Below are 18,346 nucleotides of genomic sequence, written 5' to 3' on the forward strand. Positions count from 1 at the left end.
TCAGCGCCTGCGCGAAAGGCTCAAGTCTCTCCCCAACGAAAAACGACCCGGACGCGCATGCGACCGGGTCGTCAAATCCCGCCCTAAACGGTACACCGTTCGTTATCTAAGAAAAGACCTTAACTGAACGGCATTACCACGCGTGGGGTTTTTTCATTCCTGGGGTTCAGCGAAGGCCGACTTGCTTGGCGCGCTGCACGTTGCACGCCGCGTGTTCCGTGAATACGACGCGGTTCTGATTGTTGTAATAGACCGACCACCGGTCGGTGCCATGCTTCTGGAAGGCATATTCGGTGCACGGCGAATACCAAGGCCCCCAGTTTCCGTCGGGCGGCCCGAGACTGTCTTCGACGTCCGCGCGCGTCATGCCGATTTTCACGCGGCTCATGTATTGCTGCGGATCGGGATCCTTGCTGAGGACGGAACATCCGTTCAGGCCGACCACGATCAGGACCAGCCCCACTGCGCCACACGCCTTCGATTTGAGCATCGCTTCAGTCCTCGCAAAAGGTCTGAAGCTACCGACATCGCTCTGGCGGAACAATCGACTTAATCTGAAAGTGCGGGCGAGCGTCGCCGCGCCAGTTCCGCCACGCCGATGCACGCCGCCAGCCACGCGCCGCCCGACGCGAAACCGCCGATCACATCGCCGGGAAAGTGCACGCCGATCACGACGCGGCTCGTGCCGATCGCGAGCACGATGAAGCACGCCAGCGCGACGATGAGCGGATCGCGGCGCGTGGGCGCAAGGCGTAGCAGCACGTACGCGCACATGCCGTAGCAGACGATCGATCCGAACGTGTGGCCGCTCGGGAACGCGAAGCTTTCGGGCAGCGGCACCGTGGAGCCGGTGGGGCGGCCGCGGCGCATCATCGCCTTGAGCGCATGGTTGAGCAGGCCGCCCGCGCTCGTAACCGCGGCGAAATACACGGCGAGACCGAAGCGGCGCGTGAAAATCAGCGCCACGCACATGAGCGCGCACAGCAGCGTGAGAAACCAGGGATCGCCGAGATGCGTGAGACTGGCGAACCATCGCGCGGCGAGTGCGGGCGTGCCGTCGCGCACGGCGTCGAGCACACGCTGATCCGCCGATGAAAACGCCGTGCCGTGCGCAATGCGCATTGCAATGGCGACGAACACCGCCGCGCCCAGTGCGGCCGTCACGGACGCCGCGACCGCGACGGTGGTGCCCGACGCCCGCCTGTCCCGCGCGGCATAGGCCGAGGCGCAGGCCGCGATGGAAGGAACGACGAAGAGCACGATCGCGATGATCGCGACCGCATGGCGTTGCGCGAGCGCCGTGTAATCCATGATGTCCTGTTTCTCCCGAATTGCCCGGCGCTCGTGCGGATTCAGGACGCGGCTGCGCTCCCCTCCGCCTCGAACGGCCTTTCCCACCCGAACGCCTGCACACGCGCGACGGGTTGGTCGACGACAAGCACGCCGCAAATTCCGCCGGGCATCGGCAGCGTGAGGCCGCGCCAGTCGGGCGGCGAGGCGTCGTCGTGCATTGTGCCGTGTGCCGCGCGCAGTCTGCCGATCCGCGCCGCTTCGCCCCACATGAGCTGTCTGGCGTCCGTGTCGTGGGCGCCGGTCGTCTCGACGGTCAGGCCGAGCCCTATTCTCGTCGATGCCACCGCGATCACGATCCAGATGCCCGAGTACGCGACATCGACATGAATCGTGCCCTCGACGAGCGGGTGCGTGACGACGATGCGTTCGCCGGGTTCGTCCTCCACGCCCACCTGGTCGGGCTCGCAGTGCAGCATGTGCGAGAGGACGAGACGCAGCGTCGCGCGCGCGACGCCGAAGCGCCGCCCGAGCGCCGAGTTCGGATGCAGGCGCGCGCGTTTGCGCTCGGCCGGACTGAGCCAGTTCCCAATATTCGACGCCGACGCAAAGCGGAATTCGCTCGGCACCAGCCATAGACAGACCTCGCCGGGCGCCGGCGGTTCGTGGGCCTGCACGCGCGACTTGGCGAGATCGTAATAGCGCCACGGAACTTCCGCGGCGTGAAGCTGGGAGATTCGGTCGGTGGAGGGCATGCGCGCCAGCGGAGACCGCGGCGCGCAAAACGCGCCGGAACGCTCCGCATTCAGGAACGAAACTTACATTTTCGGCGCCTGAAGCTTATGGGACGCTTAGGTGACGGATATCACCGCGGCTGGGGTGCACGCGGAATATTGTCAGACGCAGGCTCCGAATGGTAAGGAGCGTCGCACGAAACGCCTATCCGCCGTGAGGATGAAGCGACGATGTGCCGCTAGTCGAAACGGCCTAGCTCGAGCGTGCGCCGCCGCGGAGCGCGCATGACTGCCCGCTACGCATCCGGCGTCGTGTGCGAATCAGGCTTCGGCTTGCGCTTGAACCACTTCACGAGACCGCCGCCCAGTGCGACGACCGCCAGCGCGATGACCTTGAAGAACTTCGCGGCGAACGCAGCGATCAGCGCGAAGAGGCCCAATTTCTTCATCGCAACACCGCCTATCAGCGCCGCGAGGCCGTATTCCGCCAGCTTGTCGGTCTTCGCGTCGAAGTCGGCATAACGCTTGCCGCTGTTGAAATCGAGGCCCGCGAGCAATGCCTGCACGGCGCGCTTGTCCTTGTCGATCGTGGTCTTGTCGGTGATCAGATCCAGACTTATGTAACCTTCGCGCCCGAGCGCGTACGTGTTGTAGTTGATCGTCTGCGGCGCGCCGGCGGGCTCGTCTTTCGAGCGCGACGCCATCGACCAGATCAGGTGGCGCTTCGCGGCGTCATAATGCGGGCGTTCCACCCATCCGATGATTTCGACCGGAGCAATACCTCGCTCCTCACGGTCCGCATTCGCCGCCTCGGTGCCTTTCTTCAGGGACTTGTAGAGATCGTCGACGTTCCAGTCCCTAGCCTCGTCGTCCCTGATATAGCCCGAGGCGATGTAATCGACATCGACGATCCATTCGTCATCGTTGGTCGGCACGACCAGACCAATGCGATCCGGGTCCTCGCTGTTGCCGTTCGCTTTCATCAGCCGGTCGGCCTGGGCCTTGGGGATGAACACCTCGCCGTTCCCGATCTTGAGTTTGGCCTGGTCTCTCAGAGGAATGTCGGCAGGTCCTACGATTGCCGCAGCCTGCGCCGCCTTCCACGCCATTTCCAGTTCGCGTTTATTGTTGGCCGAACTATCCGCGTGCGCGGATGCGACCGTCCACTGCAATGCGATTCCAAGGAGCATGCTTGCTCCGAACGACTTCATGCGTTGAATTTTTGCGTCCATATATTTATAACGATTGCAGTCCTCAATCTTTCTCGTGTGCAACGGCGCTGCGCGGATCTTTCGGCATGGACGCGCGTACACGGCGGGGCGTTCGCCACGCCATGTGGGTACGCATGGCAGTCGTTCGCAGATAGCGGGAGGCGTTCCCTCTTGAGGTAGCTTCGCTGGCGCAGGCATTCTGATGCCGGGCTCAGGCAATAAAAATCAGCACATTCCGAGTCGAAGGCTTGGAGGACCTGACTCGGATACCGCTCGCGTCGCGGTGCGGCTTGCGAGCCGAGCGCGCGCCCGCACGCACGAAGAGAATTGGCTTGCCGCATAAGCGTCGGCATGGCGTATTGCGGCGGGTCGCCGCGCGCTCCCACGCCACGCTTTATGACACCCGCGACCTCATCCGTTCGTTGTAGACTCCCCTACCCTCTTCCGGACACACCGGCAAGGCCCCATCCTGCGCGACACCCTGTCGCATCGGTTTGATCTGAAACAATTTTCCAAACATTCGCGCCATCGCGAAAAATCGCGCGTGGCATGATCTTGACGCGGCGCAAAGCCGTGCAGTGGCGTTCTTCCCGGGACGCTTCGATCATAGAAACCAGCGAATGCAATGAATGAAAATACCCAACGTTTAGCAGTGCCATTGTTATCGGGGTTGATAGCCAGTCTCTGTCTTTCGGGATGCAAGCTGGAGGTGTTGGACTCGAAAGGCGTGATTGGCGCAGCGGAATCTTCGCTGATCGCCACCGCGACTTACGCCATGCTTCTGGTCGTCGTCCCGGTGATTCTGCTCACCCTGTTCGTCGCATGGCGCTATCGGGCGTCCAACAAGAACGCCACCTACGCGCCGAAGTGGGCGCACTCCACGGCCATCGAAGTCGTCGTCTGGATCATCCCCGCGATCATCATCCTGTATCTCGGCATCCTGACGTGGAAGACCTCGCACGAGCTGGATCCTTATAAGCCGCTCGAATCGAACGTCAAGCCGATCAACGTCGAAGTCGTGGCGCTGGACTGGAAGTGGCTGTTCATCTATCCGGATCTGGGCGTCGCGTCGGTGAACCAGCTCGCGTTTCCGGTGGGCACGCCGGTGAACTTCCGCATCACGTCGGATTCGGTGATGAACTCGTTCTTCATCCCGCAACTCGGCAGCCAGATCTACGCCATGGCGGGCATGCAGACGCGTCTGCATCTGCTGGCCGATCACGCGGGCGACTATGCGGGGATCTCGGCGAACTACAGCGGCAAGGGCTTCTCCGACATGAAGTTCCGCGCGCTGGCGATGTCCAACGCCGACTTCGACGCGTGGCTCAAGCAAGTCAAGAGCGCGCCCGAGGCGTTGAGCATGGACGTCTACGCCGGCGTCGCACGCCCGAGCGAGAAGGTTGCGGTACGCTACTTCTCGACCGTTGATCCGAAGCTTTTCAAAAACATCGTCGCCAAATACAACAATGGCCGCTTCGATGTGAATGGCGAAAATTGTGTAACAAAGGGGTAAGCCATGTTCGGCAAATTAACGCTTGAGGCGATCCCGTACCACGAGCCCATCATCATGGGGGCGACCGTCTTCATGGCGATCCTCGCACTCGGTACCGTCGCCCTTATCACCAAACTCGGAAAGTGGAGCTGGCTCTGGCGCGAGTATCTGACTTCGGTCGATCACAAGCGCATCGGCGTCATGTATCTGATCGTCGCCGGGCTGATGCTCGTACGCGGTTTCGCCGACGCCGTCATGATGCGCATTCAGCAGGCCATTGCGCTCGATGCACCGGGCTATCTGCCGCCGCATCACTACGACCAGATCTTCTCGGCGCACGGCACCATCATGATCTTCTTCATGGCCATGGCGCTGCTGGTCGCGTTCTTCAACCTCGTCGTGCCCCTGCAGATCGGCGCGCGCGACGTGGCCTTCCCGTTCATCAACTCGCTCTCGTTCTGGATGACGGCCGTGGCCGCCATCCTGATCAACCTGTCGCTTTTCATCGGTGAGTTCTCGTCGACGGGCTGGCTCGCGTATCCGCCGCTTTCCGAGACGCAGTTCAGTCCGGGCGTCGGGGTCGACTACTACATCTGGGCGTTGCAGTTGTCCGGCGTCGGCACGCTGCTGACCGGAGTGAACTTCTTCGTCACGATCGTGAAGATGCGCGCGCCCGGCATGACGTGGATGAAGCTGCCCGTCTTCACCTGGACGGCCTTCTGCTCCAACGTGCTGATCATGGCGACGTTCCCGATCCTGACCGTGGCGCTCGCGCTGCTGGCGCTGGACCGCTACATGGGCATGCACTTCTTCTCGAACGACGGCGGCGGCAATCCGATGGTCTACCTGAACCTGATCTGGGCCTGGGGTCACCCTGAGGTCTACATCCTGGTTCTGCCCGCTTTCGGCATCTACTCCGAAGTGGTCGCCACTTTCTCGAAGAAGCCGCTCTTCGGCTACAAGACGATGGTCTGGGCGACGTGCTGCATCATGGTGCTGTCGTTCCTCGTGTGGCTGCACCACTTCTTCACGATGGGCTCGGGCGCGAACGTCAATGCCTTCTTCGGCATCATGACGATGATCATCTCCATCCCGACCGGCGTGAAGATTTTCAACTGGCTCTTCACGATGTACCGCGGCCGCGTGCAGTTCACCACGCCGGTGCTGTGGACCATCGGCTTCGTCATCACCTTCACGCTCGGCGGCATGACCGGCGTGATGCTGGCCATTCCCGGCGCGGACTTCGTGCTGCACAACTCGCTGTTCCTGATCGCGCACTTCCATAACGCGATCATCGGCGGCGTGGTGTTCGGTTACTTCGCAGGCGTGCAGTACTGGTGGCCGAAGGTGTTCGGCTTCAAGCTCGACGAAAAGCTCGGCCGCAACGCGTTCATCTGCTGGTTCGTGGGCTTCTTCGTCGCGTTCGTGCCGATCTACATCCTCGGCTTCATGGGCGCGACGCGCCGCCTGAATCACTACGACAACCCGGCATGGCAGCCGTTCTTCATCGTCGCCGCTATCGGTGTCGGGATCATCGCGCTGGGCGTCGTGTTCCAGGTCTTGCAGATCGTGGTGAGCATCATCCGCCGCAATCAGCCTGCCTATCGCGACATCACCGGCGATCCGTGGAACGGCCGCACGCTCGAGTGGACGATCAGCTCGCCGCCGCCCGTCTACAACTTCGCCAATATCCCGGCTGTGCGCGCACTCGACGATTTCGCCGATGCCAAGGAACATGGCCGCGTCGACACGCGTCCGTACCGCGACATCCACATGCCGTCGAACACGAGCGCGGGTCTCGCAATCGGTCTCTTCGCCCTCGCATTCGGCTTTGCCGCGATCTGGCACATCTGGTGGCTGGCGGTCGTGGGTCTCGTTGGCGTCGTCGCGACGGCGATCGGCTATAGCTTCCGTGAGAACGCGGGCTTCATCATCCCGGCTGCGACCGTGAAGTCGACCGAAGAGCGCAATCGCCCGCCGAAGTCGCCTGTGAAGGCCGGCGCGGAGCGCGAACTCGAACTGGAGGCAATGTAATGTCGCAATCGACACTTTCCGCGCAGCACGCGCACGGCCATGAGCACGAGCACCAGTCGCATTCGGTGTTCGGCTTCTGGGCCTACCTGATGACCGACTGCGTGCTGTTCGCGTCACTCTTCGCGGCCTTCGCAATGTTCGCGATGCAGACAGCAGGCGGCCCGACGGGCAAGGATCTTTTCAACCTCACGGACGTCGCGTACGAAACGGCGCTGCTTCTCACGAGCAGCCTGACCTTCGGTCTCGCGATGATCTCGGCGACTCGCAGAAAGTCGGGCGCAGCGCTCGCGTGGCTCTTCGTCACGTTCGTGCTGGGCGCGGGCTTCCTGTGGCTGGAAGTGCACGAGTTCGCGCATCTGATCGCTGAAGGCGCGGGTCCGCAACGCAGCGCGTTCTGGTCGTCGTTCTTCACGCTGGTCGGCACGCACGGCTTGCACGTCACCATCGGCCTGATCTGGCTGGTCGTGCTGGCGGTGCAGATCGCGAGCAATCCGGAGATGAACGAGCGCGAGTTGCGTCGTCTCGCCTGCCTGAGCCTCTTCTGGCACTTCCTCGACATCGTCTGGATTTGCGTGTTTTCCTTCGTCTATCTCGGGAGCGTCGTCTGATGGCACATGCTCATACCAACTCGAGCGATGTCCCGCACGTCACCGTGCGCGGGTATCTCATCGGCTTCGTGCTGGCCGTGGTGCTGACCGTGGCGTCGTTCTGGGCCGCAACGTCGGGCGCATTCAAGGGCGAGAGCGGCATCGTCGCGCTCGCGGTGCTGGCCGCGGTGCAGGTCATCGTGCATGTGGTGTTCTTCCTGCACGTGAACGCGTCGAAGGGACAGCGCTGGCATGCGATGTCGTTTGCTTACACCATTCTCATGTCGTTCATCCTGATCGTCGGCACTGTCTGGGTGATGCATAACGTGCATATGTTGATGATGGCGCGATAAGCCTCTCGGACTCACCGAGCGAATCGAAAGGCGGGCCCGCTTGCGGGTCCGCTTTTTTTTCGTTTGCGATCCGGCCGTCATCCTGCACGAATTCAGCATCCGGTGAAGAATCTTGACAATCTTCCCGACGAGGCCGATTATTTGTCCATAATTTGAATCTATGATCCACATTATGGACAAGGAGACGCGATGACCGCGCCAAAACCCACGGCGGACGCCATGACGCCGTATCAACTGCCCTTCCCGAAAGAAGCTCAAAAGGAAATCGTCGTCCCCTGCGCGATTCCCGCCGACGAGCGCGAATGGGTCCCGCAAGCGGAAAACGTCTGGTTCCGTCCGCTGTGCCTGAACGTATCGACCGGCTACTGGATGAACCTCCTGCGCGTGCGCAAATCCGGCGTGCTGTCGCGCCACCGTCACCCGCAAGCCGTTCACGGCATGGTGCTGAAAGGCCGCTGGCGCTATCTCGAGCATGACTGGGAAGCGACCGAAGGCAGCTACGTCTTCGAGCCGCCCGGCGAAACGCACACGCTCTACGTGCCGGAAGACGTGGAAGAGATGATCACCTACTTCCAGGTGAACGGCGTGATGTTCTATTGCGACCCGTACGGCAACTACACCGGTTACGAAGACGTGTTCACCAAAGTCGACATGTGCCGCAAGCACTATGAGTCGGTTGGTCTCGGCGCGGATTTCGTCGACCAGTTCATTCGCTAATTTCCCGAACCACCTCTCGCAGACTCAAAAGAGCATCCGGAGGAGACAACAATGCTGGAAAAATCACCGCGCCTGAAGCGCATTCAGGTCGTCGCGATCGCCTTTCTGATGCTCGCGGGCATCGTGAATTATCTCGATCGCAGCACGCTTTCGATTGCCAATCACTCGGTTACGCAGGAGCTCGGCCTCTCTGCCTCGCAGATGGGCTTGCTGCTCTCCGCGTTCTCGTTCGCCTATGCATTCTCGCAGTTGCCCATCGGCGTGATGCTCGACCGCTTCGGCGCGCGCATCATGCTCGGCCTCGGCATGTTCGTGTGGTCGGTCGCGCAGTTGTTCGGCGGCCTCGTGACGAACCTGCATCAATTCCTCGCGGCGCGCATTGCGCTCGGTATCGGCGAGGCGCCGCAGTTTCCGGCGGGCGCTAAGGTGGTGTCGGAATGGTTTGCGCAACGCGAACGCGGCAAACCGACGGGGATCTTCGTCACGTCATCGACGATCGGCCCCGCGCTCGCGCCGCCGATCCTTACCGTGCTGCTGCTGTCGTTCGGCTGGCGCAACATGTTCGTCATCATGGGCGCGCTCGGCATCGCGGTGTCTATCGGCTGGTACATCGTCTATCGCAATCGCCGCGACGTGAAGCTCGACTCGGACGAACTCGCGCATCTGACCGAAGGCGAGCCGACGCAGCGCAAGGAACGCAACATGACGTTCGCGGAATGGCGCGGCCTCTTCGGAAAGGCGACCACGTGGGGCATGATTTTCGGCTTCATGGGCGTGATCTACATGGTGTGGCTCTATCTGACGTGGCTGCCCGCATACCTCGAACATGAGCGTCATCTGACGATCGCGAAGACGGGCTGGATCGTGACGATTCCGTATCTCGCGGGCACGCTCGGCATGCTGTCGTCGGGCTTCATCGCCGATGGACTGATGGCGCGCGGCGTCGCCCCGATCCGCAGCCGCAAGTGGCCGATCTGCTCGGGTCTCATCGGCGGTGCGCTCTTCACAGTGCCGGCCGCGTTCACGCCGAACCTCACGCTCGCGATCGTCTATCTCTCGGCTGCGATGTTCTTCGTCAACATGGCGAGCGGCGCGGCCTGGGCGCTCGTTTCCGTCGCGGCGCCGCGCCACATGGTCGCGTCGCTCGGCAGCATCCAGAACTTCGGCGGCTATTTCGGCGGCTCGTTCGCGCCGTTCATCACCGGTCTCGTGGTCGACAAGACGCACTCGTTCGTGAACGCGTTCCTGATCAGCGCGGGCGTCGCGTTCGCCGCCGCGCTCGTCTACATGTTCGTCGTGCGTTCGCCGATCGAAGATACCGAGCAGCAGGCCGAACCCATTCCCGCCGTCTGACCTTCACGATATGACTTTTCAATCTGATCTCTTCAAGGGCAAGACCGTCGTCGTGACCGGCGGCACCCAGGGCATCGGCGCGGGCATCGCGCAACAGTTCGCGGCGCTCGGCGCGCGCGTGGTTGCAGCCGGTCTCGCGCCGACCGATGCCCAGCGCGACGCGTTGGGCAACGGCATCGAAGTGGCCGCGCTCGATGTCGCCGATGCCGCCAGCACCGCCGCGCTCTTCGCCACGCTCGACACGCTCGACGTGCTCGTCAATTGCGCCGGCATGATCCGTCGCGGCGACGAGCACGATATCGAAACGTTCGAGCGCGTGATCGCCGTGAACCTCAACGGCACGATGCGCATGTGCTCGGCCGCGCGCCCGCTGCTCGCGAAGACCCGTGGCGCTATCGTCAACACGGCGTCGATGCTGACGTTCTTCGGCGGCGGCCTCGTGCCCGCGTACAGCGCGAGCAAGGGCGGCGTCGCGCAACTGACGAAGTCGCTCGCGATCGCCTACGCCGCCGACGGCATCCGCGTGAACGCGGTCGCGCCCGGCTGGATCGCGACACCGCTCACCCAGGCGCTCCAGGACGACGACGGCCGCGCGCAAGCGATCCTCGAACGCACGCCGATGAAGCGCTGGGGCTTGCCCGAAGACGTCGCGCGGGTGACGGCGTTTCTCGCGTCGCCGGGGGCGTCGTTCATGACGGGCGCGGTCGTTCCCGTCGACGGCGGCTATCTCGTGGCATGATTCGCGGATCATGCCATCAGACACCACTTCCCTCGACGCCGCCAGGGCAACCGGCACCGCCGCCTTTTCGAAGTTCATGGCGGTGCTGCAACTCATCGCCGATGCCGACGAGCCGCCGACCATCGCGCGTCTGACGGCCGCGAGCGGCTATCCCCGCCCGACGGTGTATCGCATCGTCGGCGCGTTGCTTGCCGAAGGGCTGGTCGTCGAGAACGCGCGCGCCGGATGCTACGCGCTCGGCCCGCGTCTGATGTCGCTCGCAAGCCGAAGCTGGGAGCGCTCGGATCTGCGCATCGCCGCCGCCGACGCATTGCAGACCCTGCGCGACGCGACGCAGGAAACCGTGCATCTGGCGGTGCGCAGCGGCTCGGAGATGGTGTACGTCGAGAAGCTCGAAAGCCCGCACGCGGTGCGCATGGCTTCGCGCATCGGCACGCGCGTGACGCTTTATTCGAGTTCCGTCGGCAAGGCGTATCTGTCGACACAATCGCCCGCTGAACGTGACGCGCTCCTGCAAGGCATCGCGTTCGCGCGCTTCACCCCGAACACGATCGTCGAGCGCCAGGCACTCGACGCCGAACTCGACGCGACCCGAATGCGCGGCTACGCCGAAGACCGCGAAGAAAACGAAGCGCAGATTTTCTGCTACGGCAGTGCGATCGTCGGTGCGAACGGCGCGACGCTCGGCTGCGTGAGCGTCAGCATTCCGCTGTTCAGAAAGAGCGCGACCCCGCTCGAAACCTACATCGCGCCGCTGAAAGAAGCATGCCGCGCGATCGCGGAGCGCATGAGCCCCGGCACGCGCTAACGAGACGTCGTGCCGCGCGTGCGTTGCGCGGCCGCCGCGCGATTCGCGATGAGCGACGGCAGACGCGGCAGCGTATGCGGCCAGTGCGTCGCTTCATGCGCGAGGCGCGCCGCCAGACTTCTGAAGCTCAACTGATCGGCGGCAAGCCGCACGATGACCTTGCGCGCGATCTTCCACACATCGACATTCGGCGCGACGTCCTGCGCGACGCGCTCGATCCTTTCCGCCGCTCTCGAGAGCAACACCGCCCGCGATGCAATGCGCCCGTGCGCCGCGCTGAACATGTGCTCGGCAGGCGCCTGGCCGACCGCGGCAAACAGATGCGCGACGCCGGCGCTGCGCCTTGCATGCGGCGAGGCGAAACGCTCCGCCTCACGCCGATACGTCGCCTCGACGCGCACTTCGTGAGTCGTCGCGTTCGCCTCGGGCCGGCCGTGCTCGAGATGGGCGCGGGCGGCCGCCTTGTGATCGCCTGCCATGAGCGCATGCGACACGCCGACGAGAAAATCGCGTTCGTGGGCGGCGAAGATCGTCATCGGGTTATCGGCTTCGAGAACGATCTGGCCGCGCGTGTCGGGCTCGACGCTCACGCGCGCGCCCACCGCATCCAGCCCCGCGTGATACAGCCCGACGCCTAACGCCATGTCGAAGAAGGCTTCGATGAGCGTCGCGAGGGCATCGGCCTGATCGAGCCCACATGATGCGAGCGCATCCGCATCCGACAGCGCCGCCGTTTCGATCGCGCGCGTGGTCAGCACCACATCGTTGCAATAGTCCCAGAGCACTTCGGGCACGGCGAGGCGATTGTCGTCGCGCAGGCGGAAGCGCAAGTAGCTCTGATCGGCCGCGCGCTGACGCAGGTCGATCATGGCATCGACGCTCTCTCGCGCGCGGCTCACCCACTCCACCGGACGCAGGTCGCGCGCCTTCGCCGAGCGCCGCTGCGCGAAACGCGCCGCCGCGAGCGCCAAATCCAGATCGTCTTCGAGTTCGCCATAAGCGTCCGCGCGCAATAGCGTGACGCGCACGGGCAACGCGCCGATGCGCGCGACGTGCGTCTGCTCCGCGACACCCGAGCGCAAAGGCATGTCGCAGAGCGCCGTGAGTTCGAAAGCGAGCGTGGCGGGAAACGCCGCTTTGCAAGCCGCGCGAAAGCGGGCTGCATCGTAGGGCGTGAACAATCCATCGAGCTCGGAAAGCGCGACGCGCACCGCCGTTTCAGCGAGCGCGGGATGACGCGCGAGCGCGCCCGATGCGTTTTCCAGCACGCGCGAAAGCTGCGAGAGCGCGGGCACACCGGCGCCGAGCGGCGCGGCGCGCGCGCCATGCGACGCGAAGAAGCGCGCGACGCGCGTCATTGCGGCGCCGTCATCGGTCAGATGCGTCTGCTGGCTTTCGTGGACGAACGCCCGGCCAAGGCGCCAGAGCGTCGCGAGTCGTCGGACGAACAAATTGAGGGCTCGCTGAAAGTGAGTTGAAACCGCTGGAAGAGGGCAATACCGTCGTGCCTGGCATCCGGATTGCTCAATGTGTAACACGATTCGTTTGCACCTGCACGACGATCGGTATTTGATTCGACATCCTTTTTATTCTTTTGGCTCATGAACGTTGCTAACGATTCATTGCAACGCGCGCTGAGTGCGCAAAGCGGCGTGCGCAGCTTCGTCGTCGCGCACGATGATCGCATCGTGTTCGAGCATTATCGGCGGGACGTTGCGCCCGAATGTCTGCAAGACATCAATTCCGTCACGAAGACTGTCGTGGGACTCGCGGTCGGCGCGGCGCTGCATGAAGGCGTGTTGCCGCCGCTCGACACGCCCGTCTGCCGCATTTTGCCGTCGATGCGCGAGCCTGCCTTCGATCCCCTTGTCCAGCGCGTCACGTTGCGGCATCTGCTGACGATGACATCGGGCTTCGAGTGCGACCCGAGCGTCATCGACGATTGCGTGCTCGGTCCCTGCGACCGGTTTCGCCCCGGCGACAGTCGTCTGCGCTTCATTCTGTCGCGGCCGATCGCCCGGCCCGGCGCGCGCTTCGCCTATGACTCGCATGCGGTCCAGTTGCTATCGCTCGTGATCGAATCGGTGACAGGGCGCACGCTCGCACGCTATGCGCGCGATACGCTGTTCGCGCCGCTCGGCATCGCGGCGAGCGAATGGATCAGCGACGAGGAAGGCCACACGTTCGGCGGCCGCGGGCTCATGCTGCGCACGTCGGACATGATCAGGCTCGGCCTCCTGATGATGCATCGCGGCGCATGGCGCGGCACGCGGCTCGTCGACGAGACGTTCATCGACGAAGCCATGTCCGTGCAAAGCGACGGCGGCCCGCCGATGAACGACGCGCAATATGGCTACCTCTGCTGGATCGCTCCGCGTTACGTCTTCGCGGCTGGACACGGCGACCAGTTCATATTCGTCGCGCCCCGCGAGCGGATCGTCGCGGCCACGACCTGCGATAGTCACGACGCGCCAACGGGCGTGCGCGACCTGTTCGTCCGTCATGTGCTGGACGCGGCCCGATGACCGAAGCGGCCGGCGTTTCGATTTCCGCGCCAATCCGTTTCGGGCGCAAATGCCGCAGTTGAGCATTATCGGCTCAAGGACGTGCCGGTAAGCATCGAAGAGCCGCAACATCCGGATTTGACGCGGCACTAAACTAAGCCCGGACGCGCCGACAAATAGAACGCCCCTGCATGCCACACAGGGGCGTTTTGCTTTTTCGAGCGCGATAACAGTCGGCGCCAGTGTATCTTTTTGTTGATACACAATTCAGATCAATCTGATTACGGTATCTTATTAATAGGCATAGCCAGACGTATCCATTCAACACCAAGGCAACGTCGAGTGCCCGTCAAGAAAACTCATAACGATCAACCGAGAGGCGTCATGCAACACCCTTCCGAGCCGCCGATGGCGAAAGCGATGTTCATCCTTGGACAGATCGGCGCGATCATCTGCCATGAACGCGGGCCGTGCCCGCAAACAGCCGTGCTGACGAAGATGGCCTCGCGTCCCGCTGAGGGCTTTTCGATCGCCGTCGCGAGAATGAACGAAATGTGCCTCCCGCGACGGGGACATCGCCGCGCGCTGCTGCAATGGAAGCACAAGGAGATCCGCCGTCTGGGCAAGATGCTGCCCGATCCGCTGCCGACTGCCGCATCCGCGCATACGCAGATGCCGTTCTGGGCCGGTTATTGCCAGTACTGGGAAGACATGCTGAAAGATCACATCCAGGGGGATATGGACGAGCTCCCGCCGAAGCGCGTCGACATTCAGCGCACGCGCACCGATGCGTGATCGCCTTCGCCTTCCCGCATCGAGAAATAGTCGCGCAGCACCGCAATCATGCCGTCGAGCTCCGTCGGCTTGACGAAGTAGCCGTTGAAGCCGGTTTGCTGCGCGCGCGTCAGATCCTCCATATCCGTTCGGCTCGTATGCGCGATCAGCAGCATCGAGAGATCGATCGCGCGGATCGCCTCGGCCGCTTCCCAGCCATCGCCGAGCGGCATCATCAGATCGAGCAGCACGACGCCCGGCCGCCATTTGCGCGCGAGCGACACCGCGTCGAGGCCCGTGTGCACCGCGCGTACCGTGAAATCGGCGTCTTCGAGGGCAAGACAGATCGCGCGCGTCGCCTCCAGATCGTCATCGGCAATGAGCACGCGCGGCTCTTCGTGGTGCGTCGCGCGAGGCGGGATGCGCCACAGCGCTCGCGAAGGAACACGGTCTTGTCGTTGCATGTTTGGGCCTCGGAATAAACGAGGATGACAGCAACGATCGTTCCCTCGCAGCTTTCCTGAAGTCATCGTCAGGCGGCGTGCGGCTCGCCAACGTTACACTTCGGGAATTCCCGGTGGCTGTCGCGGCGCGCCGATGCACGGGCGCCGTGCAGGATCTTCATCGCCGTGCATGAGTGTCGACGATGGTGCACATCCCCAAACGAGAGGCTAAACGATGTTCGTCGTGTATTGGCTCGGCGGCAACCCTGATACCGAAGGTGCGGCATGCTTCAAAAGGTTCGATGCAAACGCGCTCGCCGACGCGCTGCGCTACGCGGAAGCCCTGCGCAAGCGCCAGGCCGATGGCGAAGACATCAGCTTCGTCACGTTATGCAGTGAAAACCCGCATGCGGTCGGCAAGCCGGGCGTCGCCGATCCGCCCGCCGACTACGACTGGAAAAAACGCCGCCGTTAATTTTGGGCGGTGGCCGCTGAGATCGCCTTCCCGGGCGAAAAGGAGAACGTCAGCGGAATGAACAGGAACGCGAAGATCGCGCACGGGGCGAAAACGTCGAGATACGCGAGGATCGTCGCCTGCGTGCGCTCGCGGATCATCGCGGTGGCGAGCGACATGCAGCGACGACTCGCGCTCATTCGCAGCTAACTTTGCGCGCCGATCATCCGGTCTGAGCGATACACACCGGAGAGTCATCATGTACAAGCACATTCTCGTCGCGGTCGGCACGAGCCTCAGCGAAAGCGCCCTCACCACCGCCATCACGCGCGCCCGCGACTGCAATGCGCGGCTCACGGCACTGCATATCGTAGATCAGATGCCGTGGTGGGCGATCGTCACCGCCGACAGCAATCCCGGCGACACGCTCCACGTGATCGACGACCACGCGCGGGCCGTGACACGCTATGCGGCGCGACTGATCGACAGCGCGGGCATCGACGGCATCGCGCGCAGCGTCACGCAGCCGCTCGACGGCACGAGTGTTGGCGAGCTGATCGCGAACGAGGCCAAAGCGGCGGGCGCGGACCTCATCGTGCTCGGCGGCGAAGCGGACACCGGCTGGCGCCACGGCGAAGCACGTCTGCGCGACGTGGTCTGCTCACACGCACGCTGCGACGTGCTGATCGCGGCGCACGCGCCGGCGCCGGTGCGCGCGGAGCAGGAAGCGGAATCGATCGGCACGCGCCTCACCGCTTCGACGGGCCGCATGGACGCGCGCGCGTCGCATCGTCAGAGCGCGCCGCGCAAATGAGCCGCGAGTTGCACGATGCCGATCGAGATCTGCTTTTCACGTTTCGCATCGAGCCGGCCGAGCGGCACGCTCGTCGATACCGCGACGCGTTTGCCCGCCGGCGTCGTCCCGACGTAAGCCGCGAAGCACGCAAGTCCTTCAGCGACTTCCTCGCGCTCGACAGCGAGCCCGCTCTTGCGGATCGACGCGAGTTCGCGCAACAGCGCCGCGCGCCGCGTGATGGTGCGCGGCGTCACCGCTTCAAGACGCTCGGGAAGGCGCCCGATCACGGCTTCATCGGCCATTCCCGCCAGCAGCGCCTTGCCGAGCGCGCAACAGTGCGCGGGCAGGCGCGAGCCGAGATCGGACACGAGCCGCACCGGACGATGCGCATCCTCCCGCGCGATGTAGACCACCTCCACGCCGTCGAGCACCGCGAGCTGCACGACCTCGTTGTGCTTGTTGATGAACGCACCCGCGCCTTCGCGAAAGGCGGCCTGCAGCTTGTCGTGACGCACATACGCGTTGCCGAGTTCGAACAGACGCACGCCGATCATGTAGCCGTCGTCATGTTTTTCGATCCATTGCATGCGCGCGAGCGTTTCGAGCATCAGATAGAGCGTGCTGCGCGAGAGGCCTGTCTGTTCGGCAAGCGACGCGGCGCGCACCGGTTTCGCGGCGGCGGCGAGGGCATCCAGAATGTCGCTCGCGCGGCGCAGCGCGGGGACGTCGTAGGCTCTTTCCATGTGCGGGCTCGGACATTGCGTCCGGCCATATTCCAACAGGTTGGATAAATAATCAACCCGATGGACACCGTCCCGGACGCGGGCTACGATCGGCTTTCCTTTCCCGCCGGTCATCCGCATTCATGCAAACCGCCAACGTCTCCTCCTTTTTGCCCGAAGATTTCGCCGATGCCGTGCTGATCGGCCGTGTCTGGCGTCCCGCGCCCGTGAACGGCCCCGCCGTCGTCGCCGTGCGCCGGGGCGAAGTGTTCGACATCACGCGCGCCGCGCCGACGACCGCCGACCTCTTCGATAACGCCGATGCGCTCGACATCGCCCGCAACGCTGAAGGCGAACATCTCGGCAACGTCCAGGACTTGCTGCAAGCGACGCTCCAGGGCGCCTCCGATGCCCCGCGCCTGCTCGCGCCGTGCGACGTGCAGGCCGTGAAAGCATGCGGCGTCACGTTCGCGGTGAGTCTGCTCGAACGCGTGATCGAGGAGCAGGCCGGCGGCGACGCGAGCCGCGCGCAGGAAGTACGCGACACGATCAACAAGCTGATCGGCGCGGATCTGTCGAAGATCAAGCCGGGTTCGGAAAGCGCGGCGAAGCTGAAGGCCGAACTGGAGCGACGCGGCGCGTGGTCGCAATACATGGAAGTCGGCATCGGACCGGACGCGGAGGTGTTTTCGAAGTCGCAGCCGATGTCGTCGGTCGGGTTCGGCGCGGACGTCGGCCTGTATCCCACATCGCAATGGAACAACCCGGAGCCGGAGATCGTGCTCGCGGTGAATGCGCGCGGCGAGATCGTCGGCGCGACGCTCGGCAACGACGTGAATCTGCGCGACATCGAAGGCCGCAGCGCGCTGCTGCTCGGCAAGGCGAAGGACAACAACGCGTCCTGCGCGATCGGCCCGTTCGTGCGGCTGTTCGACGAACGTTTCACCCTGGATTCGGTGCGCGCATCGAGCGTGTCGCTGCGCATCGAAGGCGCGGACGATGGCTTCGTGCTCGAAGGCGTCAGCCACATGAGCGAAATCAGCCGCGATCCGGCCGATCTCGTCACGCAGACGCACGGCGCGCATCATCAGTATCCGGACGGCTTCATGCTGTTTCTCGGCACGATGTTCTCGCCGATCAAGGATCGCGATACGGAAGGCGGCGGGTTCACGCATCATCTCGGCGACGTCGTGACGATTTCGACGCCCAGCCTCGGGGCGCTGGTGAATACGGTGAGGTTGTCGACCGAGATCGAACCGTGGACGTTCGGCGTGCGCGCGTTGTATCAGAGTCTCGCGGCGCGGGGCTTGTTGGGAAAGGCGGGCTGAGCGCGTC

The 18,346-nt window shown here is 63.7% G+C and carries 21 protein-coding genes; 13 read left to right on the forward strand and 8 right to left on the reverse strand.

Annotation, left to right across the window (positions count from 1 at the left end):
- Positions 1 to 166 precede the first annotated feature (166 nt).
- The 4 genes from NCR38_RS24985 to NCR38_RS25000 all read right to left on the reverse strand — a co-directional run bounded on the left by NCR38_RS24985 (position 167) and on the right by NCR38_RS25000 (position 3,214).
- Positions 167 to 490, reverse strand: coding sequence for an outer membrane protein assembly factor BamE (locus NCR38_RS24985; RefSeq protein ID WP_250477749.1), 324 nt, complete (start codon positions 488 to 490; stop codon positions 167 to 169).
- 59 nt (positions 491 to 549) lie between these two features.
- The gene (locus tag NCR38_RS24990; RefSeq protein WP_061119223.1) at positions 550 to 1,311 is read right to left on the reverse strand and encodes a phosphatase PAP2 family protein; all 762 of its coding nucleotides are present in this window, start codon (positions 1,309 to 1,311) and stop codon (positions 550 to 552) included.
- A gap of 41 nt (positions 1,312 to 1,352) precedes the next feature.
- A complete protein-coding gene (locus NCR38_RS24995; protein WP_061119224.1) occupies positions 1,353 to 2,045 on the reverse strand; it encodes a hypothetical protein in 693 nt (230 codons plus the stop codon).
- Between the two features lie 275 nt (positions 2,046 to 2,320).
- Positions 2,321 to 3,214, reverse strand: a complete 894-nt coding sequence (locus NCR38_RS25000; RefSeq protein ID WP_250477750.1) for a DUF2167 domain-containing protein — start codon at positions 3,212 to 3,214, stop codon at positions 2,321 to 2,323.
- Between the two features lie 646 nt (positions 3,215 to 3,860).
- On the opposite strand from NCR38_RS25000, the gene cyoA reads away from it, so the two are divergent.
- The 8 genes from cyoA to NCR38_RS25040 all read left to right on the forward strand — a co-directional run bounded on the left by cyoA (position 3,861) and on the right by NCR38_RS25040 (position 11,318).
- Positions 3,861 to 4,748 (forward strand): ubiquinol oxidase subunit II, encoded by an 888-nt coding sequence (gene cyoA, locus NCR38_RS25005; protein WP_061119226.1) that lies wholly within the window; start codon positions 3,861 to 3,863, stop codon positions 4,746 to 4,748.
- Positions 4,749 to 4,751: 3 nt separating this feature from the next.
- Positions 4,752 to 6,761: a cytochrome o ubiquinol oxidase subunit I gene (cyoB, locus tag NCR38_RS25010; RefSeq protein WP_061119227.1), complete on the forward strand. Its 2,010-nt coding sequence runs from the start codon at positions 4,752 to 4,754 to the stop codon at positions 6,759 to 6,761.
- Entirely contained in the window at positions 6,761 to 7,369 is a 609-nt protein-coding gene (gene cyoC / locus NCR38_RS25015; protein ID WP_061119228.1) for a cytochrome o ubiquinol oxidase subunit III, read from the forward strand. Before cyoB ends, cyoC begins: the two co-directional genes overlap by 1 nt.
- Positions 7,369 to 7,701, forward strand: coding sequence for a cytochrome o ubiquinol oxidase subunit IV (gene cyoD / locus NCR38_RS25020; RefSeq protein WP_061119229.1), 333 nt, complete (start codon positions 7,369 to 7,371; stop codon positions 7,699 to 7,701). Before cyoC ends, cyoD begins: the two co-directional genes overlap by 1 nt.
- Positions 7,702 to 7,890: 189 nt before the next feature.
- On the forward strand, positions 7,891 to 8,418 hold the full coding sequence (locus tag NCR38_RS25025; RefSeq protein WP_061119230.1) for a 2,4'-dihydroxyacetophenone dioxygenase family protein: 528 nt from the start codon (positions 7,891 to 7,893) through the stop codon (positions 8,416 to 8,418).
- Positions 8,419 to 8,469: 51 nt separating this feature from the next.
- A complete protein-coding gene (locus NCR38_RS25030) occupies positions 8,470 to 9,771 on the forward strand; it encodes an MFS transporter (protein WP_061119231.1) in 1,302 nt (433 codons plus the stop codon).
- Positions 9,772 to 9,781: 10 nt separating this feature from the next.
- The gene (locus NCR38_RS25035; RefSeq protein WP_061119232.1) at positions 9,782 to 10,510 is read left to right on the forward strand and encodes an SDR family NAD(P)-dependent oxidoreductase; all 729 of its coding nucleotides are present in this window, start codon (positions 9,782 to 9,784) and stop codon (positions 10,508 to 10,510) included.
- A 10-nt stretch (positions 10,511 to 10,520) separates the two neighbouring features.
- Complete coding sequence (locus tag NCR38_RS25040; protein ID WP_061119233.1) at positions 10,521 to 11,318, forward strand: IclR family transcriptional regulator; 798 nt, start codon at positions 10,521 to 10,523, stop codon at positions 11,316 to 11,318.
- Here the strand turns inward: NCR38_RS25040 and NCR38_RS25045 are convergent.
- Positions 11,315 to 12,769: an AarF/UbiB family protein gene (locus NCR38_RS25045; protein WP_061119234.1), complete on the reverse strand. Its 1,455-nt coding sequence runs from the start codon at positions 12,767 to 12,769 to the stop codon at positions 11,315 to 11,317. The two genes, NCR38_RS25040 and NCR38_RS25045, sit on opposite strands and share 4 nt — an antisense overlap.
- 150 nt (positions 12,770 to 12,919) lie before the next feature.
- Here NCR38_RS25045 and NCR38_RS25050 point away from each other — a divergent pair, with 150 nt between their 5' ends.
- Together NCR38_RS25050 and NCR38_RS25055 are read left to right on the forward strand one after the other, a co-directional pair.
- Positions 12,920 to 13,843 (forward strand): serine hydrolase, encoded by a 924-nt coding sequence (locus NCR38_RS25050; RefSeq protein WP_061119235.1) that lies wholly within the window; start codon positions 12,920 to 12,922, stop codon positions 13,841 to 13,843.
- Positions 13,844 to 14,206: 363 nt separating this feature from the next.
- Complete coding sequence (locus NCR38_RS25055; RefSeq protein WP_061119236.1) at positions 14,207 to 14,617, forward strand: hypothetical protein; 411 nt, start codon at positions 14,207 to 14,209, stop codon at positions 14,615 to 14,617.
- Here the strand turns inward: NCR38_RS25055 and NCR38_RS25060 are convergent.
- Positions 14,593 to 15,060, reverse strand: a complete 468-nt coding sequence (locus NCR38_RS25060) for a response regulator (RefSeq protein ID WP_250477751.1) — start codon at positions 15,058 to 15,060, stop codon at positions 14,593 to 14,595. The genes NCR38_RS25055 and NCR38_RS25060 overlap by 25 nt on opposite strands.
- Positions 15,061 to 15,274: 214 nt before the next feature.
- On the opposite strand from NCR38_RS25060, the gene NCR38_RS25065 reads away from it, so the two are divergent.
- A complete protein-coding gene (locus tag NCR38_RS25065) occupies positions 15,275 to 15,514 on the forward strand; it encodes a hypothetical protein (RefSeq protein ID WP_061119238.1) in 240 nt (79 codons plus the stop codon).
- Here NCR38_RS25065 and NCR38_RS25070 read toward each other — a convergent pair.
- Positions 15,511 to 15,672, reverse strand: coding sequence for a hypothetical protein (locus NCR38_RS25070; protein WP_250477757.1), 162 nt, complete (start codon positions 15,670 to 15,672; stop codon positions 15,511 to 15,513). The two genes, NCR38_RS25065 and NCR38_RS25070, sit on opposite strands and share 4 nt — an antisense overlap.
- An 80-nt stretch (positions 15,673 to 15,752) precedes the next feature.
- Between NCR38_RS25070 and NCR38_RS25075 the strand changes: the two genes are divergently transcribed.
- Positions 15,753 to 16,307: a universal stress protein gene (locus NCR38_RS25075; RefSeq protein WP_061119240.1), complete on the forward strand. Its 555-nt coding sequence runs from the start codon at positions 15,753 to 15,755 to the stop codon at positions 16,305 to 16,307.
- Here NCR38_RS25075 and NCR38_RS25080 read toward each other — a convergent pair.
- Entirely contained in the window at positions 16,286 to 17,032 is a 747-nt protein-coding gene (locus NCR38_RS25080; protein WP_061119241.1) for an IclR family transcriptional regulator, read from the reverse strand. The two genes, NCR38_RS25075 and NCR38_RS25080, sit on opposite strands and share 22 nt — an antisense overlap.
- Positions 17,033 to 17,154: 122 nt before the next feature.
- Here NCR38_RS25080 and NCR38_RS25085 point away from each other — a divergent pair, with 122 nt between their 5' ends.
- On the forward strand, positions 17,155 to 18,339 hold the full coding sequence (locus NCR38_RS25085; protein ID WP_061119242.1) for a fumarylacetoacetate hydrolase family protein: 1,185 nt from the start codon (positions 17,155 to 17,157) through the stop codon (positions 18,337 to 18,339).
- Positions 18,340 to 18,346 lie beyond the last annotated feature (7 nt).

Origin of the sequence: Caballeronia sp. INML1 (assembly GCF_023631085.1) — a bacterium.
Lineage (GTDB): Bacteria > Pseudomonadota > Gammaproteobacteria > Burkholderiales > Burkholderiaceae > Caballeronia > Caballeronia turbans.